This window comes from Pseudoalteromonas porphyrae, assembly GCF_001298125.1.
Lineage (GTDB): Bacteria > Pseudomonadota > Gammaproteobacteria > Enterobacterales > Alteromonadaceae > Pseudoalteromonas > Pseudoalteromonas neustonica.
The window spans coordinates 184,936-211,018 of record NZ_LHPH01000004.1 but is presented as its reverse complement, the minus strand read 5'-3'; the positions used below and the strand labels follow the sequence as shown (position 1 = coordinate 211,018).

General features: G+C 38.9%; 23 protein-coding genes. 9 read left to right on the top strand and 14 right to left on the bottom strand.

All coding sequences use genetic code 11. The annotated features are described in order from the left end of the window. Positions 1 to 9: 9 nt before the first annotated feature. The 6 genes from ADS77_RS05285 to ADS77_RS05260 form a co-directional block, all read right to left on the bottom strand. Complete coding sequence (locus tag ADS77_RS05285; RefSeq protein ID WP_082355607.1) at positions 10 to 897, bottom strand: DNA ligase; 888 nt, start codon at positions 895 to 897, stop codon at positions 10 to 12. A 30-nt stretch (positions 898 to 927) separates the two neighbouring features. After that, the gene (locus tag ADS77_RS05280) at positions 928 to 1,584 is read right to left on the bottom strand and encodes an HAD family hydrolase (RefSeq protein WP_054205104.1); all 657 of its coding nucleotides are present in this window, start codon (positions 1,582 to 1,584) and stop codon (positions 928 to 930) included. Positions 1,585 to 1,644: 60 nt separating this feature from the next. After that, the gene (locus tag ADS77_RS05275) at positions 1,645 to 1,944 is read right to left on the bottom strand and encodes a hypothetical protein (protein ID WP_054205103.1); all 300 of its coding nucleotides are present in this window, start codon (positions 1,942 to 1,944) and stop codon (positions 1,645 to 1,647) included. Positions 1,945 to 2,056: 112 nt separating this feature from the next. Then, complete coding sequence (locus ADS77_RS05270) at positions 2,057 to 4,348, bottom strand: TonB-dependent receptor (RefSeq protein ID WP_054453292.1); 2,292 nt, start codon at positions 4,346 to 4,348, stop codon at positions 2,057 to 2,059. Positions 4,349 to 5,164: 816 nt separating this feature from the next. Next, positions 5,165 to 6,799 (bottom strand): methyl-accepting chemotaxis protein, encoded by a 1,635-nt coding sequence (locus ADS77_RS05265; RefSeq protein WP_054453289.1) that lies wholly within the window; start codon positions 6,797 to 6,799, stop codon positions 5,165 to 5,167. A gap of 231 nt (positions 6,800 to 7,030) precedes the next feature. After that, on the bottom strand, positions 7,031 to 7,900 hold the full coding sequence (locus tag ADS77_RS05260; RefSeq protein ID WP_054205100.1) for a mechanosensitive ion channel family protein: 870 nt from the start codon (positions 7,898 to 7,900) through the stop codon (positions 7,031 to 7,033). Positions 7,901 to 8,396: 496 nt separating this feature from the next. Here ADS77_RS05260 and ADS77_RS22505 point away from each other — a divergent pair, with 496 nt between their 5' ends. The 5 genes from ADS77_RS22505 to ADS77_RS05240 all read left to right on the top strand — a co-directional run bounded on the left by ADS77_RS22505 (position 8,397) and on the right by ADS77_RS05240 (position 14,223). Further along, positions 8,397 to 8,552: a hypothetical protein gene (locus ADS77_RS22505; RefSeq protein WP_167349697.1), complete on the top strand. Its 156-nt coding sequence runs from the start codon at positions 8,397 to 8,399 to the stop codon at positions 8,550 to 8,552. A 269-nt stretch (positions 8,553 to 8,821) separates the two neighbouring features. Further along, a complete protein-coding gene (locus ADS77_RS05255) occupies positions 8,822 to 10,954 on the top strand; it encodes a M3 family metallopeptidase (RefSeq protein WP_054453287.1) in 2,133 nt (710 codons plus the stop codon). Positions 10,955 to 11,039: 85 nt separating this feature from the next. Next, positions 11,040 to 11,903, top strand: coding sequence for a carboxylate/amino acid/amine transporter (locus tag ADS77_RS05250; RefSeq protein ID WP_054453285.1), 864 nt, complete (start codon positions 11,040 to 11,042; stop codon positions 11,901 to 11,903). Positions 11,904 to 11,983: 80 nt separating this feature from the next. Next, positions 11,984 to 13,327, top strand: coding sequence for a glycerophosphodiester phosphodiesterase family protein (locus ADS77_RS05245; protein WP_054453283.1), 1,344 nt, complete (start codon positions 11,984 to 11,986; stop codon positions 13,325 to 13,327). 161 nt (positions 13,328 to 13,488) lie between these two features. Continuing rightward, complete coding sequence (locus ADS77_RS05240; protein WP_054205199.1) at positions 13,489 to 14,223, top strand: dienelactone hydrolase family protein; 735 nt, start codon at positions 13,489 to 13,491, stop codon at positions 14,221 to 14,223. Positions 14,224 to 14,236: 13 nt separating this feature from the next. Here ADS77_RS05240 and ADS77_RS05235 read toward each other — a convergent pair whose 3' ends face one another. Next, positions 14,237 to 15,154 (bottom strand): LysR family transcriptional regulator, encoded by a 918-nt coding sequence (locus ADS77_RS05235; RefSeq protein ID WP_054453281.1) that lies wholly within the window; start codon positions 15,152 to 15,154, stop codon positions 14,237 to 14,239. 144 nt (positions 15,155 to 15,298) lie between these two features. Between ADS77_RS05235 and ADS77_RS05230 the strand changes: the two genes are divergently transcribed. Both ADS77_RS05230 and ADS77_RS05225 read left to right on the top strand, forming a co-directional pair. After that, a complete protein-coding gene (locus ADS77_RS05230) occupies positions 15,299 to 15,982 on the top strand; it encodes a type 1 glutamine amidotransferase domain-containing protein (protein ID WP_054205094.1) in 684 nt (227 codons plus the stop codon). A 105-nt stretch (positions 15,983 to 16,087) separates the two neighbouring features. Further along, entirely contained in the window at positions 16,088 to 16,684 is a 597-nt protein-coding gene (locus ADS77_RS05225) for a rhomboid family intramembrane serine protease (RefSeq protein WP_054205093.1), read from the top strand. 19 nt (positions 16,685 to 16,703) lie between these two features. Here ADS77_RS05225 and ADS77_RS05220 read toward each other — a convergent pair whose 3' ends face one another. After that, positions 16,704 to 17,741 (bottom strand): endonuclease/exonuclease/phosphatase family protein, encoded by a 1,038-nt coding sequence (locus tag ADS77_RS05220; RefSeq protein ID WP_054453350.1) that lies wholly within the window; start codon positions 17,739 to 17,741, stop codon positions 16,704 to 16,706. A gap of 410 nt (positions 17,742 to 18,151) precedes the next feature. On the opposite strand from ADS77_RS05220, the gene ADS77_RS22335 reads away from it, so the two are divergent. Further along, entirely contained in the window at positions 18,152 to 18,292 is a 141-nt protein-coding gene (locus tag ADS77_RS22335; RefSeq protein WP_157601493.1) for a hypothetical protein, read from the top strand. 129 nt (positions 18,293 to 18,421) lie between these two features. On the opposite strand, the gene ADS77_RS05215 is transcribed toward ADS77_RS22335, so the two are convergent. The 5 genes from ADS77_RS05215 to ADS77_RS05195 all read right to left on the bottom strand — a co-directional run bounded on the left by ADS77_RS05215 (position 18,422) and on the right by ADS77_RS05195 (position 22,798). Beyond that, the gene (locus ADS77_RS05215; protein WP_082355606.1) at positions 18,422 to 18,952 is read right to left on the bottom strand and encodes a hypothetical protein; all 531 of its coding nucleotides are present in this window, start codon (positions 18,950 to 18,952) and stop codon (positions 18,422 to 18,424) included. Positions 18,953 to 19,039: 87 nt separating this feature from the next. Continuing rightward, positions 19,040 to 19,420, bottom strand: coding sequence for a hypothetical protein (locus ADS77_RS05210; RefSeq protein WP_054453279.1), 381 nt, complete (start codon positions 19,418 to 19,420; stop codon positions 19,040 to 19,042). A gap of 10 nt (positions 19,421 to 19,430) precedes the next feature. Continuing rightward, the gene (locus ADS77_RS05205; protein ID WP_054205090.1) at positions 19,431 to 19,898 is read right to left on the bottom strand and encodes a hypothetical protein; all 468 of its coding nucleotides are present in this window, start codon (positions 19,896 to 19,898) and stop codon (positions 19,431 to 19,433) included. Positions 19,899 to 20,331: 433 nt separating this feature from the next. Then, positions 20,332 to 21,987, bottom strand: coding sequence for a sensor histidine kinase (locus ADS77_RS05200; protein ID WP_161803874.1), 1,656 nt, complete (start codon positions 21,985 to 21,987; stop codon positions 20,332 to 20,334). A 109-nt stretch (positions 21,988 to 22,096) separates the two neighbouring features. Next, complete coding sequence (locus ADS77_RS05195) at positions 22,097 to 22,798, bottom strand: response regulator transcription factor (protein WP_054453275.1); 702 nt, start codon at positions 22,796 to 22,798, stop codon at positions 22,097 to 22,099. A gap of 172 nt (positions 22,799 to 22,970) precedes the next feature. On the opposite strand from ADS77_RS05195, the gene ADS77_RS05190 reads away from it, so the two are divergent. After that, positions 22,971 to 25,115: a TonB-dependent receptor plug domain-containing protein gene (locus ADS77_RS05190; RefSeq protein WP_054453273.1), complete on the top strand. Its 2,145-nt coding sequence runs from the start codon at positions 22,971 to 22,973 to the stop codon at positions 25,113 to 25,115. A gap of 577 nt (positions 25,116 to 25,692) precedes the next feature. On the opposite strand, the gene ADS77_RS22050 is transcribed toward ADS77_RS05190, so the two are convergent. Beyond that, a complete protein-coding gene (locus tag ADS77_RS22050; protein WP_152960585.1) occupies positions 25,693 to 25,953 on the bottom strand; it encodes a hypothetical protein in 261 nt (86 codons plus the stop codon). Positions 25,954 to 26,083 lie beyond the last annotated feature (130 nt).

Genomic DNA, 26,083 nt, shown 5'->3' with positions numbered 1-26,083 from the left:
TTTGAAACGTTATTCAGGTGTGCGTACTCTTAAAAAACTCGCAAAACGAGGGAGCCCGTGCTTGGTAAAACCGTGATAACGGTAAGTAATTGTTACGCCTAATGCTGGTGGTATTCGTCTTTGTGCATCGCTAAATCCAGTGCCTATTGTAAACTCTAATCCATCACTATTTTTAACCCGCAAAGCGCCTAACATGCCCTGATACTTACCCTTACCTGGTAAGTGAGCAATAACCATGGCCTCATTATCAAAATACGGTTTGAGTTTTAATAACGAAGACGATCGACCATCACGGTGTTTTGCACTGGCTAAATGAAGCATAACGCCTTCAGCACCTTGCTGTACGGTGCGCTCAAAATACGCAGTAAGGGTTTCATTTGATGTAAACTGATGTTGTTTTACTGCGACAATGTGGGGCTGATTTATATTACTGACTAGTCGCTGATAATTTTGATAACGGACATTGAAAGGATTTACTTTATCTGGCATATCAAAGACACGATAACTGACCTTTCGCCAGTCATCATCATTTGGTTTTATAGTGCGTACAATGCCACTGAGTGAGGCAAAGTCTTGGTGTTTAGTCCAAAGTTCGCCATCTAACCACACGTTTGGTAATACATCCACAAACCAATGTGGCGCATTAATAGTGTTACCATTACGCGTTACAAATTGATTACCAGTCCAAATGGCTCTAACACCATCAAACTTTTCACTTACTAAATAGCGCGATACAGCAATATCATTATTTGCATCATATACATTAGCAAGCTGCACGTGAGGAGTGGTCGTTGATAACAACGTTTTAATCGCGTTTTTATCGTCATTTGCAGCTACGTTAACTTGGCTGAAAACAAGTACACATAACAATAACGCGTTATAAATCCTTTTATTCATCACGGTATCCTTACAGGGTTGATACCTACACTATAGTTTAATCTGTACCCATTGCCATAGTTGCTGAAGATTTTCAAACCGTGCAGTTGCTTTGCTCAAGTCATGGTTAAGCGTATGCTTATTGGGTATAGCCATAACACGAACTTGCGCATTATATGCAGCAGTAACCCCCGTGTGAGTATCTTCAATTGCAATGGCATTTTGCGCCGTAATATTAAGTGTGTTTAAAGCAAGTAAATAAGGATCAGCAGCAGGCTTAGGGTTAACAACATCATCTTTAGTCACCACACAATCAAATAATGTATAAAAGCCGTACCCTTTAAGAATAGGTAATGCCTCAGCGCGGGCACTGCCTGTTACGAGTGCCATTTTTAAACCACTTTGCTTTACAGCCAGTAAAACTTCTTTTGCATAGGGCATTAAAGGCGGTAAATGGTTTGATACAAATTCACTAAAGTAATCATATTTAGCTTTCGCCAGCGCTTTAGGAGTTATATCCAACTGATAATGCGCCACCACTTCTTTTGCGGCCTCTAATGTTGCCTTACCAGAAAAACGCTGACAAAATTCGTCTTCTTCGTAGCAAATACCATACTTGGCTAATACATCATTCCAACAATTAAAATGCACGCTTTCTGAATCAACTAGCGTGCCATCCATGTCAAATAAAACAGCCTTTAAAGTCATCCTCATTCCTTTATTTTTAATTATAAAAAAAGGCGCACATGGCACCTTTTATAATATATATTATTGCGTTAAACCCGCTGGTGGCTCTGCAAACGCTTCTGCGCCAGTCTCAACATCAACCAGCTCATAACCTCGCTCTTTTCTGATAACTTTTAATACCGGCTTTTCAAACGCTGTTTTAAGACGCGTTGCATCATCTTGCAATGCCTCTAACGTGTTACCAAATGGCGCTGCACCCGTTTCAGACCAGTTTGTTACTTTACCGTTTAGGTTGTATTCCACTTCGTGTATTTGATATTGCGCAGCATCGTCTTTTGTTGCTTCACAAAAAATAACTCGGTAATTCCAAAATCCAGCCATCACTATTCTCTTTAATTAAAAAACCTATACACATTACTTTAGCAGCAAAGCTTTTCAATATAAACGAAAAAACCCGCTAAGAAGCGGGCTTTATAATCAGATTACTAAAAGCTTAGAAAAACTTAACTTTAAATTCAGCGCCAATGTAACGCTCTTCATTAACCATACCTGTGTTGTTATTGAAGTCGACAGCACCGATTGCTTGTTGCTCATTAAACATATTACGCACGAATCCTGAAACTTCGTATTCATAATCGCCTTCTGACCAGTTATAACCAGCGCGTAGGCCCGTTTCTAACAATGCTTTACCTTCAAACTCAACTGACTCATATAAGAAAAAGTCAATTTTGCTACGGTACGAAACGTCGGCATATGCAAAGAAGTCACCATCAGCAAGTTCTTTCGTATAACGTAACGTTATGTTAGAAATCCACTCTGGTGCATGCGGTAAGTTATTGCCATCTAAAATTGCACGATCCTCAGGACCAAATTGGCCTGGTACTTGGAAAGTAGGATCAGTAACAGTGCATTGCCCACACACAGCAACAGCTAAATCGTTATCATCAAGTTCAGTTTTATTGTAACTTAAATTGAATGTAGCATTTAACTCATCTGTTAATACCCACTCTGTATCCAGCTCAAAACCGTAACCAGTCGTTTTATCAGCATTAATCAAGCGATTAAAGTTTGCACCACCACCAACAGCAGTTAATTGTTGATCATCCATTTGGAAATAGAAGATAGTTGCGTTAACACGACCACGGCCATCTAGCACATCAGACTTAATACCTGTTTCATAAGATGTCACAGTTTCTGATTTAGCAACAGTCACTTCATTACCAAATAAGATACGACCTTGTACGCTTGGTGCACGAAAACTGTTAGCAATACGCGTATACCAGTTAACATCATCATTCACTTTATAGCTTGTTGAAATATCCCAGCTGATATGATCATCATTTAAATCTTCAGTTAAAGATAACGCACCGCCACCAATTGGGCTTACAGTACGATTTGCAGAGAATTGTTTATCGTCATCTGAATAACGAAGGCCAGCAGTAACTTTTAAGTCATCTGAGATAGTGTAGTCAACAGAACCAAACACAGCCCATGCTTTAGTGTCTTGTTGTTGTAATACATAGCCATTTAACTTGCCATTTGCAGACGTGTCAAAGCTGTAGTTTTCAATAGTCAGTGCTTCATCAAAATAGAACACACCTACTTGGTAATTTACATCACCTGAAAAGTTACTCGATAAGCGAAGTTCTTGAGTATATTGATCATGATCAGGAATACCATCAGCACTTTCTGAGCTAAAAGGTATAAAACCAGGGCCCATTGGCGCGTCTTGACCATCAACTTTATAGCCACCGTAACCGCCATCGATGTCTGCACGAGAGAAAATCTCTGCACTTTCCCATGCTGAGATAGACGTAATAGTATGATTAGCAAGATCCCACTCAAGCTTTAAGCTTGCACCTTGAGATTCTACATGCTGAACAGCACGTGATACTGCATCTTGATAAATCACATCATGTTCGTAATTATCAACAAGCTCATTTGAGCCTTTTTCAATAACATTGGCGCGAAAAGCAATTGGTGAACCAATCATGTCGCGTACATGGTAGTTAAATAAACCAGTAAAGTCGTCGCCTTCATATAAAAACTGAATACGCGCTGCTTTATCAGTGTAACCGCCAAGGACATCTTTTTGTTCAAAACCAGGTGCACGATTATCGATATAATCGTCTTTATTTTGCCAAAGTACTGAAACTCGTGTTGATAAGCGATCTGTTAATGACCCACCTACTGCACCTTCAAAATCAACAGCACCTAGACTACCGTAAGAAACTGAGCCATAGCCATCAAATTCTTGACCTGGTTTTACTGTGTCGAACTTAACAAGGCCTGCCGGTGTATTACGACCAAACAAAGTACCTTGAGGACCACGTAAAACTTCTACGCGCGCCACATCAAAAACAGGAAAGCCTTTTAAAATAGCATTTTCTTGCACAACTTCATCAACAACTAACGAAACAGGTTGTGAAGCATTTAAATCAAAATCGGTATTACCTAAGCCACGAACATAAAAGCGTGGGAATGAACGACCAAATGAAGACTCAATTGATAAGCTTGGAATTTTCGCATTCATAAAACGAATGTCCATACCTGCAGAGCTGTAGGCATCTAAGCTGTCACCTTGTAACGCAGAAACAGCAACAGGGACTTCCTGTGCATTTTCTACACGCTTACGCGCGGTGATTTGAATAACTTCTAATTGGTTGTTTTTCTCAGCAGCTGGCGTTTGCTCAGCAGCAAGAGTTGAAAATGAAGTACCTGCTACAGCAGAGAACAACGTTGCATTAATTAGGGTTGCTAACGTAGATCTTTTCATTGCTTTCATGTCGGGGTTTAACCTTTTGTATGCACTCTTGTTCAACGGTTGGGGTGTTGCGCCAAATTCACTCGGCGGGCTCGGCCAATTTTTCGCGCCTTGCAGTAAGCTGCGCGGACCTCTTTGTCGAGAGTGCAAAACGAAGTAAAGAGGCTGAACGAACGCTGAAGATTATAACACTGTATGACAGTTTTGCTGCATAAATATGTACAATAAGATAAAGTTTTTACAACAAATACCGACAAGTTAAGCGAACTTAGGACACTTTATGCAATTATTTTTATTTTATGCGGACATATGTCCTATCAACTATCGAGTTAAAAATTGTAGGGAATCCCGCAGATCTATTTAATAACTATTTGCATTGTAAATTTAGGTACGAATTATTTACGCTGAATACGATTTGATTTATCCTTACTTCCTCTATACCAATAATTGAAGTGTGCATATTTTAAGTTATAGATTAATGAGGACTTTAGTTTCGATATACCCAAGCCTCCTCAAGATACGAGCGTCGTTGGAATTAAAAGCGATTTAGGCAAGGAATTGATTGCAAATAATAGCTGTTCCCTTTTAAAATCAATCCCTTATAAAAGTAACGCAGTATAAATCCCTTTTAAACCAACCCGCTAGGCGTTTCACAGGCACTTACTCTCATCGTTGTTACTTCTTAAAAGGGGCTGCCATTGTTGCAAAGTAACGCCTTGATATTAAGCCCCTGTGAAACGCTGAATTATGCATCTTGAGGTGGCTTGGGTATAAAATGCGATAAAAACTCTTTTCAGGTTGGCTGAATTAATGCCAACCTGAAAAGGGATATATTATTTATAATTTAAACTCGCCAACTAACCCGTTGAGTTTTTGCGACATCTCACTTAACTGCTCACTTGATTGATGTGTATGCTTTGCACCTAATTCAGTTTGCTCTGCAATCGCTGATATCTCTGTAATATTGCCACCTATGCTGGTCATTGCGTTTTGTTGATCATTCGTTGCTAATGCAATGTCTTCGCTTATTGTAAATAAAACATGCACAGCTTCGTCTATTTGCTGTAATGTTTGTGTACACTCGTGACTCACAGATAACCCATATTGAGTTGCAGAATGGGCTTGTTGCATTTGCTCAACGGTTAACCCCACTCTTGCTTGAAGTTGCTCAATCATTAGTTGAATACTCCCTGTCGACTCTTGAGTACGTTTAGCGAGCGTTCTTACTTCATCAGCAACAACCGCAAAACCACGACCTTGATCACCCGCTCTCGCGGCTTCAATTGCTGCATTTAATGCTAATAAGTTAGTTTGTTCTGCCACCTGTCTAATGACATTTAAAATATCACCAATTTGCTCTGATGCTGTTTGCAACTCTAATACAGCCAATTGTGCTTGCTCAACATTGCCTGCAACTTGTGTAATGGAGTTAAAATTATCCTCAACATGTTTCAAGCCCTGTTTGCTGAGCAACTCAACATCTTTTGTCGTTTGTAAACTCAACGCTGTTTGTTGGGTGATTGAATGAGCTTGTGTGCTTAGTGATGCTATATTATTTGCAACCTGAACGGTTTGTTCTTTTTGTTCTGCAATACCCACTTGTATTTGACTCGTCACACATGCTAATTCTTCAGCCTGTGAGGCAAGTGTACTGGTGTTGCCATTAATCACACTTAACACATCTTTGAAGTCATTATTCATATTGTTAAAGGCGCACGCCATGATTGAGAGCTCATCTTTACCATCGCTTTTTAAACTAATTGTGAGATCTTTATTTGCAGCAATTTCACTCATTGAATAAGTTAGCTTAGCAAGCGGTTTAGTAATATTTCGGGCTATGTATAAACCTAATAAAACCAGAACCACTATAGAGCCAAATGTACTTATTAAACTTATTTTGAGCTGTTCATTAAACTCCTCTTCAATATCATCTAAGTAAATACCTGTAGCAATAGCCCATTGCCCACTACCTAAACGTTTTACAAATGAAGTTTTTTGTTCAAGTTCTACAGATCCTGGTTTTGGCCATTGATAATAGACAAAGCCCTGGTTATACAGGCGAGCCATTTTTACAAATTGCGTAAATGCAGACGCGATAAAAGGCTTTTCATGTGTAGTCATCGATAAATCATTTAATTGTGGTTTTATGGGATGCATAACCATCTTACCGCTAAGATCAAACAAGAAAAAATAACCACTTTGCCCGTAACTTGCTTGTTTAACTAAACGCTTAATTTCATCATTACGTGCTTGTTCAGTAAGCTCAAAATTACTCTCAAGAGCTTTAAATTGACTTTCTATACTATCAACTAATAATTGAGCACTATTCTTACGCTCAATGAGCATACGGTCTTTTAAATCATAGGCATTGTGTATTTGTAAAATCAAAATAATTAAGCTGGCAAAAATAATTATGAGACGAAGTTTAGCGGATACTTTTAAGTTATTTAAACAGTTGGTTAGCAATTTCATGGGTATTCCGGATTAATGACGACACAGAGTAAAAACTCTCATTAAGCACGCAATTGTACCCTTTTAAAGAACATTTAATATAGACACATAGCCTTTTAGCAACCTTAAAATATAAACAGTGGCTTAACGTATTGATAATAATTATCTTTTACAGTGGCGTTAATTGTAAAGAAATGTAACTGAAAGAGGAACATTGCGAATTCCTCTTTTTGTTAATAAGATGAATTAGGTTTATAAAGAGCGCTTACGCATTAGTGCGATTTCCCCATCAATATGAATATCACGTTGTGGAAATGAAATGGTTACTTCATGCTCTGCAAATATTTTATAAATACTAAAACGAATATCACTTCGTACTTGACGCAGCATACTCTCAGATTCAGCACAAACCCAAAAAATAGCATTAAAAACAAGTGAACTATCAGCAAAGTCATCAAGTAAAACTGATGAACTTGGGGCAGGTAATATCGCTGAATGTTCTTTTAAAACTTGTTTTATTAGCCGTTCAACGAGTAATACATCCGAACCGTACGCAACACCAACACTGACTGAAGAGCGCGCGTTGCGATCAATTAACGTCCAATTGGTTACCGTATTTTCCAAAAGCTGGCTGTTAGGGATCAGCATATGCACACCATCGTTACGGCGAATTCGCGTAGAGCGGGTATTTATGGTTTCAACAACGCCTTTTGCATCTCCGACTTCTAAAAAATCACCTATACGAATTGGGCGTTCCCACATTAATATCCAGCCGCTAATAAAGTTATTAATAATGTTTTGTGCACCAAAACCCACACCAATGGCAATGGCACCAGAGACAAAAGCAAATGCGGTAAGCGGGATATTGAGAACCTCGAGCGAGGTAAAAATTAAAATCGCGATACTTAGCACTAAATAAATACGCGTAAATAAAAGCACCGCATCGGGGCTCATTTTTCGCGCTAACAAGGTTTTTTTAATAAGTCGTCCGATGCGTGTTACCAAAAACCACATTGCAAAAATAATCAGTGGCACTTGAATAACTTTCGCCACTGTAATATTGACCTCTCCGTAGCTAAAAAGCACAAAAGATAAGTAATGATAAATTTGTTCTAAGGTCATACGGCTTCCGCAAAAAATAATAAATGTGTTCAGTGTTCGCTAAGTTTAGCACGTCATAATGAGTTTTAAGGAGAAGTTAAATGCGCACAACGCACTTTATGAACAAATTATTAACATTCACTCACAGTCAGTGCTATATAAATAATAATAGCTTTAATGAGTATAAGGAGAGATTAATGTCACAATTAGGGCGTGTTGACCTTTGTGGATTGAAATTTGTTCAATCTAGGGGTGATTTAATCGCGGCGCGAGGTTTGTAACCTAGTGGGCTAAGTAAAAATCGAGCAACAAAGAGTCAATCGCCCCTAGAAAGAACCCTTTGGGCAGCGCATGTTTGGCATTTATACTGCGTTATCGCCTATTTATGGGGAACAACCACACTGCATAGGCACTGCCTTGCCTAAATACCAAACATACTGCAGCAAAATCAATAACAAAAGGTCAACACGCCCTAACCTTAAATCAAAAATTAGCCACTTTGCAGCCACTCGTTGATATGAACTTATTTGAATCGAGCCTTGAGTACCGCAATAAAATTTTATGTTTATTGGCCGAACAAGAAAATACGCTAAATTTAATTAATAAAGAATTTGGCCACGAACAACCACCCAGCTTTAGTAGCGAAAAAAAGTTTGTATTAGGTTACAACTAATTTTGCCACACACAGTGTCTTTTCCATCCAGTCCAACCTAATTGCCGCTTTATTGTTACATCGATAATAAAGTGGTTCTTTTATTTTGACTTTTTTATCTACAAAACGTGCTTTTTGCGCTCAATCCCCCCGTTAAATCGATAAACTTGATTGTATATACATGAAAATTTGTTAACTTATGGAAGTTAAATACCCAAGTCACCTTAAAATTCAGAATTTAGGTGATTTTGGTATACCCACGCTATCTATTTTCATTTAACGGAGTTCTCATGCGTAAGACCTTAATAGCAACAACGATTGCTAGTGCAGTACTATTATCTGCTTGTGGTTCACAAGAAACAAAACAAACCACAGAACAAGCGAGCGAAGTGCAAACCGTCGCCGTTGATAACGTATTGATGAAGCCAAGCCCATTACAATATATGGCGCCAGAATTTGATAAATTTGGCACTAAAGATTACGAACCCGTTTTTGACGCGGGTATTGCGCAACAAACAGCACAAATTGCGACAATTGCAAATAATCCAGAACCTGCAACCTTTGCTAATACACTTGTTGAGTTAGAGCTATCAGGTGAACTACTTGATCGTGTATCAACTGCTTTTTATAACTTATCAGGTTTGATCTCTGATGATGAGTACCAACGCATTGCAGCAAAAATGGCACCTGTGCTATCTGCACATTCTGATGATATTTATTTAAATAAAGCATTATTTGCACGTGTTGAAAAAATCAATAACAACAAAGCTAGTTTAAACGCAGAAGATCAACGTCTTGTTGAATTTTACTACACTAAATTTGTTAATGCTGGTGCAAAATTAGATGAAGCGCAAAAAACTAAAATGCGTGAGATCAATGCTGAGCTTGCAAAACTATCAACTGCTTTTTCACAAAACGTATTAAAATCGTTTAAAGAAGACGTTGTACTTGTTACTGATAAAAGTGAATTAGCGGGCCTTTCTGATGGTCACATCGAAAGCTTAGCGGCTGCGGCTAAAAAAGCAGGTAAAGAGGGTTACATGATCACCCTTGTAAATACCACGCAACAACCTATTTTGAGCAGCCTAGAAAACCGTAAACTACGTGAACGCGTATTTAAAGCGTCATCTACACGTGCACAAGATACAAATGGCCCTATCATCATCAAAGAAACCAACTTACGCGCACAAAAAGCGGCGCTGCTTGGTTACAAAGATTGGGCATCTTATGTAATGACTACGCGTATGGCTAAAACCACTGAGAACGTGTACGGCATTTTAGATGACTTAGCACCAAAAGCTGTAGACAAAGCAAAGGCTGAAGCAGCTGAAATTCAAAAAGTGATCAAAGCATCAGGCGAAAAATTTGAGCTACAACCGTGGGATTGGGCTTACTACTCTGAAAAAGTTCGCCAAGCGAAATACGACCTAGATCCAGCGCTTGTTAAACCTTACTTTGAAATGCAATCAGTGATCCATAACGGTATGTTCTTCGCAATGGAAAAACTATACGGTATCACTTTCAAAGAGCGTAATGATTTACCGGTATATCATGAAGATGTAATGGTATTTGAAGTATTTAACGAAGATGGCAGTGCAATTGGTTTATTCTACATGGACCCATATGCACGTGAAGGTAAACGTGGCGGTGCTTGGATGAGCGCATACGTTGGTCAAAGTGGCTTAAAAGGCACTAAACCTGTTATTTATAATGCGCAAAACATACCAAAACCTGCAGAAGGTCAACCAACATTAATGACGTTCTCTGAAGTAACCACTATGTTTCATGAGTTTGGTCATGCGGCGCACGGTTTATTCTCAGACGTTAAGTACCCAAGCCTAGCGGGTACTGCAACAGCACGTGACTTTGTTGAGTTTCCTTCACAAGCACATGAAGATTGGAATATTGAACCAACAGTACTTGCTAACTACGCTAAGCATTACAAAACGGGTGAGCCAATTCCAAAAGAATTATTGGATAAAGTACTTGAGTCACAAAACTTCAACCAAGGTTTTGGTACAACAGAGTATTTAGCGGCGGCATTACTTGATATGGAATGGCATTCATTCGGTGCTGATAAAGTTGTAACTGACGTACAAAAGTTTGAGCATGATGCACTTGAAAAGCATGGTATTGCTTACTACCCGGTACCGCCACGCTATAAGTCTTGCTACTTTAGCCACACATTTGCTGGTGGTTACTCTGCAGGTTACTACGCTTACCTTTGGACTGAAGTATTTGCAGCTGATGCATTTGCACACATGACAGAGCAAGGTGGTCTAACCCGTAAAAACGGCGATAACTTCCGTAAAGAGATCCTTTCAAAAGGTAACAGCCGCGATTTAATGCAAAGTTACATTGAATTCCGTGGTCAAAAACCAACAACTGACGCGTTATTAAAGCGCCGTGGTTTAGTTGAGTAATAAAGCACACGTAAACCAAAAGCCCGCATACTGATGCGGGCTTTTTTGTTATAGTGGCTTTTTTCCACAATACCTAAAAATCATAATGAGCTACCTTTTTGCAGTCACCCTACTTTGGGCCTTTTCGTTTAGTTTAATTGGTGTGTACCTTGCCGGCCAAGTTGATGCCTGGTTTAGCGTATTAATGCGTGTAGCCTTAGCAACAATTGTATTTTTACCCTTTTTGAAGTTTAAACAAATTCCCAGCCAGTTGATCGTAAAGCTAATGCTCATTGGCGCTGTGCAGCTTGGAATTATGTACAGCTTTTATTATCATTCATTTTTATACTTAAGCGTGCCAGAAGTATTACTATTTACAGTAATGACCCCGCTTTACATCACCTTGTTAAATGACGCGATTGAGCGGCATTTTAATCCACAATTTTTTGCTGTCGCACTGCTTGCAATTGCTGGTGCTATTGCCATTCGTTATCAAGGTATTGATGAAGACTTTATACTTGGCCTATTGTTAGTCCAAGGCGCAAATCTATGCTTTGCCACCGGGCAAGTGACCTATAAACGCTTAATGCGCGATAGTAACATTGCACACCAAACCGTATTTGGTTGGTTCTTTATAGGCGCGCTTATTGTCGCTAGTATCTGCTTTGCTTTATTTGGTAACACTGAAAAACTTCCCACCACTACAACTCAATGGGGTGTATTAATTTATCTGGGTATTGTTGCTTCTGGGGTAGGTTATTTTGCATGGAATAAAGGCGCAACACTTGTCAATGTTGGGGCGCTTGCCGTAATGAATAACGTACTTATTCCCGCTGGTATTTTAGTTAATGTTGTAATTTGGAATCGCGACGCCGATATTATAAAACTCAGCCTAGGTGGTGCGATCATTTTATTGGCACTCGTGCTTAATCAGTATCTAGATAAAAAATCGGCAACACCTAAGTACTGACCTAAAACTGTCACTAAAAGTAATTACTCTAGGTAGATATCGACACCCCAATCGTTTTTAATTAATTAGTGGAATAAAAAATGAAGCATGCAGCCCCTTTTATTGGCTTGGCATTATTTAGCGCGGTATTAATTGCATTGTCAGGTTGTGATGATGATATTAAAATCGTCGACAAAGAAATCGTTGTCGAAAACACCCAGCTTAAGATTGTTGAAGTCCCTACGCCTATTATTGTCAAAGTACCTGAAGGTGCAGCGCCAGATATTCAACTGGGCACACGCCCTTATTTTCTTATTAATGATATGCAACAAAGTCCGCTAAAAGAACAACTGGCCAGTTGCAGCGAAGGGCCATTTTACCGCACTGATTTTTCAATAGGTCACCGCGGTGCACCAATGCAATACCCTGAGCACACTAAAGAATCTTATATTGCAGCTGCTCGTATGGGAGCTGGTATTGTGGAGTGTGATGTTACATTCACCAACGATAAAGAACTGGTTTGTCGTCATTCTCAATGTGATTTACACACCACCACAAACATTTTAGCTATTCCTGAACTTGCCGCTAAGTGCAATGTGCCTTTCACACCTGCCGATCCTGTAAACGATATCGCAGCCTCTGCAAAGTGTTGTACCAGTGATATTTCATTAGCTGAGTTTTTAACCCTTGAAGGTAAAATGGATGGCGCGAATAGCAAGGCCACAACAGTTGCACAATATCTGCAAGGCACACCGAGTTGGCGCACGGATTTATACAGCGCACACGGTACATTATTAACGCATAAACAAAGTATTGAACTGTTTAAAGAGTTAGGCGTTAAAATGACACCAGAACTTAAAGCCCCTCAGGTAAGTATGCCATTTAATGGTTTTACCCAAATGCAATACGCGCAAAAAATGCTGGATGAATACACGCAACTTAATGTTGAACCTAGCCGTGTTTACCCGCAGTCATTCAACCTTGAAGATGTTAAATATTGGATTAATACAAACCCTGAATTTGCAGACAGAAGTGTTTACCTCGATGGACGAGATAGCAATGCGGGCTTTGACCCTAATAATGCAGATACTTGGCAACCTAGCATGGCTGAGCTTGTGAATCAGGGCGTTAAAATTATTGCACCGCCAATATGGATGCTACTGAGCATTAATAGTGACAAAAAAATCGTTCCCTCAAAATATGCAGTTAATGCCAAAGCAGCGGGGTTAAATATAATTACTTGGAGTTTGGAGCGCTCGGGGCCACTTAAAAATGGCGGTGGTTATTATTATCAATCCATTACGGATGTGATCAATAACGATGGCGATATGATGAATGTTGTTGACGTGCTTGCACAAGATGTAGGTGTTATTGGTATATTTTCAGATTGGCCAGCAACAGTCAGCTACTACGCAAGCTGTAAAAAAATGCCTGCGAGTATTTAACTTTAGTCCAAGTTAAGGTTATTCAAATTATCACCGAGTCCAACATTATGTTGGGCTCGCATATTTTTCAAGGCCACACACTCGTCCACTGACTCACTGTGCGTTATTATAAGCAAAATTTAAGTTTACCAATTGCATTAAATTGGCATAAAAGGCACATTATGATCATTCAACACCACAGCCATGATATCGCAACAGACACAGGTATTATGCGCACCAGCGTGTACCGTCCACAGGCCGGTGGCCAGTTTCCCGCCATTATTTTTTACTCTGAAATATTTCAACAAACCGCACCAATTGCACGCAGTGCCGCACTTTTAGCAGGTCATGGTTTTGTTGTGTTAGTGCCTGAGGTATTCCATGAGTTGAATCCGCTTGGTACTGTGCTTGCTTATGACGATGCAGGTAAAGATAAAGGGAACGCTGATAAATGGGCTAAGCCATTAGAGTCACACGACAGCGATACTCACGCGATGATAAACTTTGTACAAACTCAAAATTACTGCACCGGTGCTGTCGGCGCGATGGGTGTATGCATTGGTGGCCATTTAGCCTACAGAGCTGCGCTTAATCCTGCCATTAAAGCCGCTTTTTGCTTATACGCTACTGACATTCATAGCGACACATTACCTGCAAAAGCAGGCAATAACTCGTTTGAACGCATGAAGGATATCCAAGGTGAGATTCACTTTATTTGGGGCAAGCAAGACCCACATGTGCCAAAAGAAGGACGTGCTAAAATTTATCAACACGCTGTAACTAGCGGTATTAATTACCAGTGGCAAGAAGTAAACGCCCAGCATGCCTTTATGCGTGATGAAGGCGAGCGTTATGACCCAGCCCTTGCTATTGCCATGTATCAGCAAGCTGTTGCGTTATTTAGCCGCACTTTGTAAGGTTAAAACACTTTTAAAATTGCATACCCAATGCGGTATGCTTTTTTACAAAGTAATCTTTTAAATAATCGATAAACAATCGTAGCTTTTTAGAACCCGCGCCGCCTGGCGGAAACACACCATAAAGCTCAATGTCTTTACTTTTATATTCATCCAGTACAATTTCTAATAGCCCAGCTTGTACTTTAGGCCATGCATCATAAAGTGGGATCCGCCCAATGCCGTGTCCGGCTTCAACAAAGGCAGTACGCGCAGCGGCATTATTTGTACTTAAACCGCCTTGCATTGTGAGACTGTGTTTTTTACCGTCTTTTTTAAGGGTTAAGGTTTTACTGCCAAGCTGATACACCACCCATTGATGCTCGCTTAATTGCTCTGGCGTTTTAGGCTTACCAAAGTGGGCAAAATAATCTGGCGAACCACAAATACATGTACTCATTGTCGTGAGCTTAGTTGCCTGTAAATTTGAGTCGCTCAGCGACACACCTCTTACAGCAAAATCAAAACCATTTTTAATAATATCAATCACATCATCTGTTAGCTGTAGATCTATATTGATTTTAGGGTATTGACGTTTAAAGGCATTAATTGCTGGCACAATAAGTTGCATGCCAACATTTACTGGACAGCTTATTTTTAATAACCCTTGAGGTTCATTTTTAATGTTTTCAATTTGTAGATTTGCCGCATTGGCTTGCTCGGTGATGATTCGACAACGTTCATAATAAGCAATGCCAGCCTCGGTTAATGCCATCGTGCGTGTTGAGCGATTTAATAAGGTTACTTCAAGCTGAGTTTCTAATTTTTTTAAGTGATAACTAGCCACAGCACGGGTTAACCCTAATTGCTTTGCAGCTGCGGTTAAGCTGCCCTGCTCCACTATTTGTGCAAATACCACCATACTTTTTAACTGCTCAAACGATACCTTCATAACATCTCCTAAATTCAACTTTGCAATTGTATCAATTATTGAATCAATAAAGTTAAATTTATCATCGTTGTTTAAATATATCTCAGGGCATATAGTTATCTACAAGCTAAGTTAATAATTCAATTCATCAGAAGGAATATCGTTATGGCTAAAAAAATACTTATGGTACTTACCTCACACGCAGAGCTAGGTAACACAGGCGAAAAAACAGGGTTTTGGGTAGAAGAATTTGCAGCCCCTTATTACGCATTTATTGATGCTGGCGCAAAAGTGACCTTAGCATCACCACAAGGCGGCCAACCACCGATTGACCCTACAAGTACGTTATCTGACTTTCAAACTGATGCAACTAAACGTTACGACAACGACAGTGCAGCACAAACGTTAATGGCAAACACACATGTCCTTAGCGAAGTAAATGCCAGCGATTATGACGCTGTATTTTACCCAGGTGGCCACGGCCCATTATGGGATTTAGTGGATAACACTGATTCGATTACGTTAATTGAAGATTTTATTAAAGCACAAAAGCCTGTTGCTGCAGTATGCCACGCCAGCGCTGCATTTCTAAATATTAAAGGTGCTGATGGTAATGCATTGGTTGCGGGTAAAAAAGTGACAGGCTTTAGTAATACCGAAGAAGCAGCAGTCCAACTGACTGATATAGTGCCTTTTTTAGTCGAGGATGAGTTAATCAAAAAAGGCGGCGATTATCAAAAAACAGATGATTGGGGCGTATTAGCATTAGAAGACGGCCTTGTTATCACGGGTCAAAATCCTGCCAGCTCTGAACTTGCAGCTAAAAAGTTATTAACTAAGTTAGGTTAAACTCAATTTAGCTTACATCAAAGCCTTGCCCACTGGGTAGGGCTTTTCATTTAGGCATCAAGATGGGTATACTCTGGCAAATCCATTTTCAATTTAAGCTTATGTATGCCAACTAAAAAAAGCTCTTTGAGCATTCCTCCTTTAGCCAGTAAACGTTTTGCCATTGTAGGCATTATTTTATTATGCACGTTGCTGCAAATCGCCAATAGCGTACCCGGTATTAACTTAAATGGTTTAGGGATCTATCCTCGTAATTTAACTGGGCTAACAGGCATATTTTTTGCCCCCTTTCTACATGGTGGTTGGGTGCATCTATTAAGTAATATGGTCCCTTTTGCGGTGTTAGGTTGGCTAGTATGCCAGTACAGTGTAAAGCGCTTTTGGGCTGTATTTGTTTTTACTGCACTTACTGGTGGTTTACTGGTTTGGCTATTTGGTCGAGCAAATATACACGTAGGTTTAAGCGGGGTACTTTACGGTTTATGGGGCTTTTTAATTAGCTACGGCATTATGCACCGTTCATTTAAAGCCATTTTGATTAGTGTATGCGTTGTGTTTTTATATAGTGGTTTTATTTGGGGTGTATTACCACAAAGACCGCATATATCGTTTGAAAGCCACCTATTTGGCGCCATTGCCGGAATATTTATTGGCTATTATTTTGCAAAACAAGATAAAAAAAGTAACAGCCGTAAGCTGTGAATAGGCAGGCTATGCTAAATCAAGCACGCAACGTTAGTGTAGCCATCACTACAGCGTGATCGGTGCTTTGGTCATCACGCTCAAAGTCAGGGTTTATCAAGTGACGGTCATAGGTGTGGTAATTACTTACTTCATAAAAACTGTCATGGAAACTCGCATCAAACTCACAAGACAGTAAAATATAATCAAGTACTGAGCTGCTGGCCCCATAGTAATGTGTTGGCACACGATGTGGCTTTTTTGGGGGGTGAGGTTCAGGTTCTATGTTGTCACTCACCTCTTTTGCAACCCCCGTATTTACAAGTGACCTTACATACAAATCCCATGCATCACTTAAACAATATTTTGCAAGGTAGGCACGACAATCAAACGCAGGGGCAAATCGTAATGAGTCAGTAAGCAAATGACTTAATACACCATCGGCTAGGTTATTGTTAAAGTCGCCCATTAATAGCATCGGGTTTTGCGTGGCCTCACGCCGCGCTATCATTTCAACCATCAGTAATGTAGCTTCTGTTCCGCGTTGTATTGTTGAGCCCCAGCCACCAGCAAGTGTTGCTTTTAAATGCTCTATAATATTTTGCTCAGGCGCTAATTGGTTTGGTTCTTCAACCTCAATCATCGAACGTTTAGATTTAAAGTGCACCACATAACAATCAGTGTTACCAATGTGCGGTAAATCAACCGTGGCTCTGAGTACTTTGCGACTAAACGAAAAGTCAGCTGCTAAACCAAGCGTTTGCGCAAGTTCATTGTCATGTCGAACAACACCGACCTCTGTAATTGGAAAGCGCGAGGCTATAGCGACCACTGGCCGTTTATAAATAAAATCATCAATTACTTCTGGCTCATCTATCACTGCAAAATATGCATAACCTTGCTTATGCATAAGCGCTTTTAACGGATCAATACTAAACACTTCTTGAAAGCCTATAACATCAGGTTGCTGCTGATTTAAATAATCACTAATCCAGCGCTGTTTTTTAGCCCACTGCTGTGCGGTATAAATGCGTTCAAATTCATAAAACGCATTAGGCGGCTCAAGGTAATTAAACAGGTTAAACGTCGCAACTTTCAACTCTGTATTATTTAGCACCACCGTATCTTTGCTAGCTAAAAGTACTGAGTTATTACTTGTTTGTAATTCACTGTTGTTGATAACGTTCACCCGCCTAAAAGTTAGAAAACAATTATATACCCAAACCACCTCAAGATGCATACTTCAGCGTTTCACAGGGGCTTAATATCGAGGCGTTACTTTGCAATAATGGCAATCCCTTTTAAGAAGTAACAACGATGAAAGTAAGCGCCTGTGAAACGCCCAATGGGTTGGTTTAAAAGCGATTTATACTGCGTTATTAATTTTAACAAGGGAGCAACCATTATTTGCAATCAATGCCTTGCCTGAATCACTTTTAATTCCAACTGAAACTGTATCTTGAGATGGCTTGGGTATAACATAAACACATGCTTGAGCTGGAAATACAAGATAATGATGAAGGTATTACCCAAGAGCAAGAAAGCAAAATTTTTGAGTTATCCTATCGTGGCGGTAACAAATTAACCCGCACCACGCAAGGCACTGGCATTGCGTTGGATTCGCGCTAGTAAGCGAGCTCATTGTTGCACAACATGGTCAAATTAAAGCAACCAGAAGAAAACCCAGTCTTGCCATGCGGCTTTCATTTCAGTCTAAATGTTGAATGATTGGAGTTTACTCAGAAAAGCTTTCTACTGTTATTTAAATCTGTCAAAAATACGAAAAAATGCATCATCAGCTTTTTTAGACATAATCTCAAATGGTGATCTTTTTTTGTATTTTATACACCTAAACATCACCAAGTATAAGACCAAAGCTATGGCAATGTTCGGCCATGCGTTAAGTTCCCACTGATACTTCCAAGATAAAGTTACAACCTCTGAAAAAGGTGATAAGTAAGAAAGTGGCCATTGATATCCATCAGGACCTTTAGATCCGATTAAGTCGCAAACTAGATGTAAATGAAATAACAAAAATGCCATACAAGCTACTTTAAACTTATTGATGCTAGCAGTTATATACGCAATGCACGTAACGAATAAGCAAAATCCTAAATTATGTAGCGAATGATGCCATTCACCCCACAAATTTGAGCTGTGCCCAGCCATCCTCAAAATTGGATCAATCAACAACCCAACACCGTCTATATCTGGAGCTATACCAGAAATCGTAATTATACGTCGCTCTCTCACCCTTCCCTTTATCAGGTTTGATGAAAGCCAACTCATTATAAAGTGACTGCTAGGGCTGATATCTATACTCCATTAATTTAGCGTACTAATAAAAAATCATTCGAATTTAATTACTTACCTAGCTCATTTATTAATATACATGGTGTAAGTAAATGTCACTTTATTATCCTTTGTATTATATGCAGATTCAGACACTTCAGCCTTAAGCAACGCTTTTTTTATACATCGAGCATGCATGCTTTTTTCTTCAAAATTCAGGAATTTAAGGCCATCTATCACTCCGTCTTTTGTAACATTAAACTCTAGTTCAGCGAATGTGTTAGTAACGCTGCATGCAGCAGGCATAGGGCAACGTAAATGTAAGAAATCGTGATTAAAAATAGCCGTTTTACTATTAACATAAATCACTTCAACTAAAGGAGCATTAAGCTTTACAATTGTGTCATCACTACATGATTTAATAACACCGTAATGAATAGGCAAAGCTAAAAAAAGACTCAACATGAAAACACCTTTATTCACCAAGCCAATTATATTTGGCATCTTTCACTATTTTATTAAATTCGGACAGGGTTATTTTCCCACTGGCTAAATCGTCCTCAGCAGGCCATACAATTTTTATGTATTTAGTTTCTATATCAGCAAGAATATAGCCTAATTTCCTTTCTGTTATTTTGTCATTATGAAAGTGCTGCATTGCTAATTTTTTATTCCACCGTTGACCTTCAGGCGGATCTGGTAATGTAAAATCGAGGGTGAGCAATCTTTTATCCGAGATTATATATCCTTTTGCAACAGCATCTTCTGCACATTCATACAAAACATAATCAATCGAATCGTGTAGGCCATAAAAATGCCAATCAAAACCTGCTGTACATCCGCCGACTATATTGCCTTTATCGTCATTTATATCGATAGTTCTTTGCGCACATCCCGAAATAAACAATAAACTAACGATGATCGTGAACAAGCTTTTGTACATATATACCCAAGCCACCTCAAGATGCAGACTTCAGCGTTTCACAGGGGCTTAATATCAAGGCGTTACTTTGAAACAATGGCAATCCCTTTTAAGAAGGAACAACGATGAGAGTAAGTCCCTGTGAAACGCCCAACGGGTTGGTTTAAAAGCGATTTATACTGCGTTATTGATTTTAACAATAGAACCACTATTATTTGCAATCAATGCCTTGCCTAAATCGTTTTTAATTCCAACTGAAACTCGCATCTTGAGGTGGTTTGGGTATAAGCCTCTTACAAGAAAATATTAACAGTCAATAATTTCAATAGATTAACAGCCAATAATTTGCATCTCAACTGCATTTCATATTTAGTGTTTTAAACTCAAAAAAAGCCAAAGGGGTAAGGCGCTGTTTCACTCAGGTATTTATTTTTGCTTTTATACACTTAAAAAATCACTGCCTCTTACTTTTAAACCGTATTTTTATTGATAGGCCTGGCGACATGCGTTGTGCCTCAATGGTGCCTTGCTGCGCTAGAACGAGTTCATTAACCAGTGCGAGCCCGATCCCAGTTCCTTGTGTTGAGCGTGTTAGTTCTGAACCTCCTCGATAAAATAATTCAAAAATTTTACGTTCTTGTTCAGCACTAATCCCATCACCATAATCACGAAATTCTATCACGATGAAATCTTTATTTTTAGGATCCGGTTTAAAATGAATATCTATTTTCTTACGTGTGTAATCTTGTATTTTATCGCTATCAAAGAACTTAATGGCATTATCGGTTATGTTAATAACCACTTGCGAAAATGCATCTAGATCAACTAAGAGTAATGCTCTTTCAGGTTGTTCAAACTCACTCGAAATGTTTATTTTAAAGTCGCTTTTAATTAATAAAGACGACACTTTTGATTCAATCATGTCGATTAAAATACTGAGTTTGGTGTAGTGCGCTTCAACACTATGTTGTGGTTGATTAAGCTTTGAAAGTTGCAATATATTATCGATTAAACGAGAGAGCCGTTCACTCTCGCTGTGTATAAAGTCGTAATAATCTAACTTATACTGTTCTGATGGCACCATGCCTGACTTTAGCATTTCTGAATACATGCGGATTGATGTTAAAGGTGTCTTAAGCTCATGACTCACTGAGGAAACAAAGTTTAGCTGCTGCTCTGCAAGCTTTAGTTGTTTGACCCCTAAACGGTAAAAGCCATAACAGCCAATGACAATGCCAAGCATCAGCAGCATCATTAAACCCAGATTATAAGTGGCAGCTGTGGGTAAAATAAATTTTGAGGTTGAATAAGTAAGCTGATGGTCTTTAAAAGGCCACCTTAATTCATGGCTGTTTATGGCCCGTTGACTATACACAGATGATAATTGCATTGGCTGGGTTATAGTTGCCTGAGTGATAGTTGCTTGGCTTTGCGCGTTTCCCTGATAAATAAAGTAGCCTTTATCTGAGCCCGTTAACGTAGACTTTAATGTAATGGCTATCGTGTTGTTAAACTGCACTGTCGTTAGCATTCTTTTAACTTGATTGTTTAAGTATGCGCTTACATCGATGACATAACCTTGTAACTTTTGAATGTTATTTACATGAACAACGCGATAAAAAACAAGGTGCCCGGGTACATCCGATAATAAAAGAAACTTCTCATTATTTACAGATAGTCTATTGTTAATGAGTGCTTTTAGTTCATTTGACTTGGCGGTTATTGTATATAATTTTGACACGAGGCTTTTACGTTTTATCGTCTCATCATCATCTTGAGCGGTTATTAAACTGTGGGTATCGCGTATAAAATCAGGCCAGACAGGGCTGTTAAAATTGCCATCTTGGTCAACTTGAAAATAACCTAAAAGTCCGTCATATCGAGTATTGTATTCTAGGCTTGAAAGAGGCGATTTTTCTTTGGTTACGTGTTTATTGTTCGGATTATAAATATGTTGGTAGTAATCAAACGCGAGTGTGCTCAACGCGTTATCAAAAACCACTCGCTTAAATAACCGCAAGTTTAGCTGCGAGGTTATTTCTTCGGTTTTATCTTGATACTCGGTTAAAAGGTCTTTTTCAAATTGATAGTAACCTTTAATGAACACCATGCTAATTGGCGCTAATAAGAGAAACAAACAAACGAAGGTAAAACAACGCAGACGGTTAACACGCTGTTTGTAGCTTAATAATCGCTTATTTAAGAGCTGTGGCTTCATATTACGATTGTCGACTAAAAAGCTGATACCCTTCGCCTCTTAGGGTGACTAGATATTCAGGTGTTTTTGGGGCGCGTTCAATTTTTTTTCTTATTTTAGCGATGTGAATATCCACAGTACGGGTGTCTAGGCAGTCGGTTGATTTATATCCCCACACTTCTCTTAATAGTTCATCGCGTGATACGGGGGCTTTTTGCTGGTTTAAGTACGTTAAAATATTCACTTCTCGACGTGTATAGCGCACGGCTTGTTTATGAGATGTTCCCGTTAATTTTTGCATGCAAATACTCACATGCTTGCCAATATTGAGTTTGTTGTTATTGCTAGATAAGCCTGAGCGCCTGATTAAAGCCGTGACTCTTAATACTAATTCAGACGTTGAAAACGGTTTTGCCAAATAATCGTCAGCGCCTAAGGTAAGGCCATTAATAATATCTGCCTCTGTATTTTTTGCAGTCAGCATTAAAATAGGCTGAACTTGGGATTGTACTCTAATGGCATTGCATATCTCAAAGCCATTCATTGATGGCAGCATCACATCTAAAAGAATACAACTGTGTTGCTTTTCTAACGCGCGGCTTAATCCTTTTTTTCCATCCATTTCACTTTCAACATCAAAGCCATGAAATACAAATAGATCAGTTAAGCCACGTAATATACTCGGTTCATCTTCGATGATGAGCAGTGTTGGTTTAATATTCATATTATTGTTTTTTAAATCCTTCACTTATGCAATCTGGACTATATCACCCTTTTTAAACGTTATAATGCAAAGTTTTGTAAAACTTTTACTGCGTTAATTTTACCTTTTGTGCCTATTTGAAGGTGCTGAGACTGATTAAGATAACCCTGAATTAAATAACAGGGATCTAACAATGACAAACCGCGATACTCACCCAAATTTATTGTATAAGCGCTGTGCGTTATATCAGGCTATTTTATCCACCGTTTTGATTGGTGGCTCAAGTATGTTACTTGGGTTTTCAACCAGCAGTGCTGCAAGTGAACCCGTCGCCAATACGCAGCGGTATGAAGCGAGTTCCTTTATGGCGTTAGATCCTCAAACGTTATACGACATTTTAGAAAATACCCCCGGTGCAAATACCCTATTAAGTAAAATGAACAGCGCATCAGAAAGTCGCGGTTTTGGTTCGTCCGGCGATCAAATTTTGATAAACGGTAAACGTATGTCGGGTAAAGAAAATAATATTACGAAAGAGCTCAATAATATTCAGGCAAAGGATGTTGAGTACATTGAATTGATCCGCGGGACTCGCTCTGATTTAGATGTTCAAAGTAATGGATTAGTGATTAATGTGGTACTTAAACAAGATATAGATACATCTATTCTTTGGACACTGGGCACGGTTAAAACAGCTGATATAAAGCCATATACCACAGGTTCTTTGACTTACAGTGCAAGCAAAGGCAATTTAAAATATAGAGTTGGCTTAAACCACTACGTCAATACAACTGAAATAAGCTCAGAAGAAGTGTTTACTTCCCCAAAGCTAGTTGACACACAAACGAACGCCCGTGTCCGCGAGAATATATACAAAGCAAGCCAGCTATCAGCAAAACTAGAATATGTATATTCAGATAAAACCGCTATGCAACTCACAGCCATTTACGAAAAAATTAAAGTCGATGCACTCACTGCCAATGACAGTGAATTTTTAACCTCAGACACATTTGAAAGCAAAGTATTACAGTACGATTGGGGTAGAGATAAGTGGGAGGTAAGTGGCGATATTACCCATGATTATAATGATGCCCATCAGCTAAAACTGTTATTTATTAGTAATCAGGCGGATTCTGATGATAAAATTTGGCACCGTATTTTGCAAGATGGTGATGTATTTAAACCAAATTATAAGTTACCACGTATTTATACCTCAAAAGAAAATGTTCTACGTACCAATTGGCGTTTTAACCTTAATAAAAGCCATACTTTTGACTCTGGCTTTGAGGTGGCGATAAATCAGCTTAATGAAAATTTACAATTTATTCGTCAAACAGGCGCGGCTTATCATTCGACTGAATTGAATGATATTAAAGAAACACGTTATGAAGCGTTTAGTAATTATAACTTTGCCATTTCTCCTCAGTTAAACCTACAGTCGTCTTTGGTTTATGAACGCTCGACTATTAATGTAGCGACAGATTTATCCGTGATAGAGGAGACATTACAAAACGCAAAAAGTAACACAGCTCGCACATTTAACTACCTTAAACCACGCTTAAACCTGCGCTATGATTTTAATGATATTTACCAGATGCGTTTTAATTACCAACGAACAGTCAGTCAACTTGATCTTAAAGATTTTGTGCCAAGGTTTGATAGTTACGAGTCTCGCCTTGAAGAAACCAACCCTGATTTAAAACCCCAAGTGCGTGACGAGCTATCAATCGCGTTTGAAAAGCAGTGGCAATCGACCGATGGTAGTTTTATTGTGACGCCTTACTACCATAAAATAAGCGATTTAATAAATGAAGTGTTATTAGCTAAGCGCTCAGGTGACGGTAATATCGATAACGCTAAAGAGTATGGTATTGAGTTTGATACATACTTTGGATTAGAGACGTTTGGACTAAACAACACCTTGATCAGTGCTAATTATACCTGGCGAGATAGTGAGGTAATTCATCCTTTTACCGCTGAAAAAGCCCCTATCGAGCGAGTCAGTAAAAACACTTGGCAGGTAAAGCTAAACCAAAACGAAATTTTACCTGGGCTATCGATGAGTTTAACACTCGAAGATAAAAGCCGTTATATGTTTTACTATTATAACTATCAGGGCAATGTTGATACTAAAATCACTGCAAATGCCTTTATTGATTATCAAATATCGCAAAATTTAAAGTTGCGCTTCAAAGGTGATAACTTACTCAATGATAGGTACACCGTTAATAAAGCGCGCTATACAGGATTATTTACGCAAAGTCAGTATTTAAGGCAAGAGCAACGTGCAAATGAACGCGCACCTCGATTTTCATTAACCTTAACCGGCCAGTTCTAGGTTGGGTGTTTAGCACACTAATTATTTAGTCGTTAAAATGACAAAAATAGCATTGCTGCTTTTGTCATTTTTTACTGTTTAATTAGCATGCTCATTGAAGTTAGTTGAATGTAATCTACCAATTACATGCGCCAGCACTGAACTTTTTTATAAAAATACCGGCCTCTGTGCAGCGAAGCGCTTCTGAGTTTTCGGTGGTGCAATTCACTTTAACCTTGGTGTAACACCATTCGCGGCTAAAGCCTATTCCTACGACCTGACTCCTACGAAAAAACTAATGGGGTCAAAATTGGAACTCAGTGATGATTGAGCCATCCATAAAAATAAATTCACAACGAGTATTCAACAAGCTCGTTAGAAGATAACCAATAAATAGGGGGTATTACGCGAAACTGCAACTTAACCCTATTATTTAAGGTAGAAAGCACTCTGTTCTTGGCTTCATAATTACTGAGCAACCGCTCATAACTCAAAAACGATAGTCTATTTTCATCAACGTATTTTTCTAAGAAGTATAATTAATTTGTTACATCTCTATCATTAAAATGAACATATGAATAATCAACACATAAAGCGATCATTTACCTGCTTTTTTAAATTCTAATGGGCCTTTTTTCCCTCCTGATGTGTAATGCCCTGTGAGCATTGTACCGTCTTCAGAAATCGTTAACGTATGCATACCTTCGGTAGTCCAACCTGGTATTTTCTGAGTTACTTTTACTTTATATTCAATCGTATTACCTGTACGAGTGCCTATACCGTATTCAACTAAAGGCAACCCTTTAAACTCAACGTAATGCGTTACGTATATTAATTCAGCGTCTTGGGATATGATCATGTGACCATTACTAAAATTGCTGTTATTTACATCCTCCCAGAGCCCATTGACGTTTAGAGAATGCAATTTTTGAGCTTGAATTGGCAAGCTTATAGTGGTGATGAGAATACAAAATACAATAAATGACGTA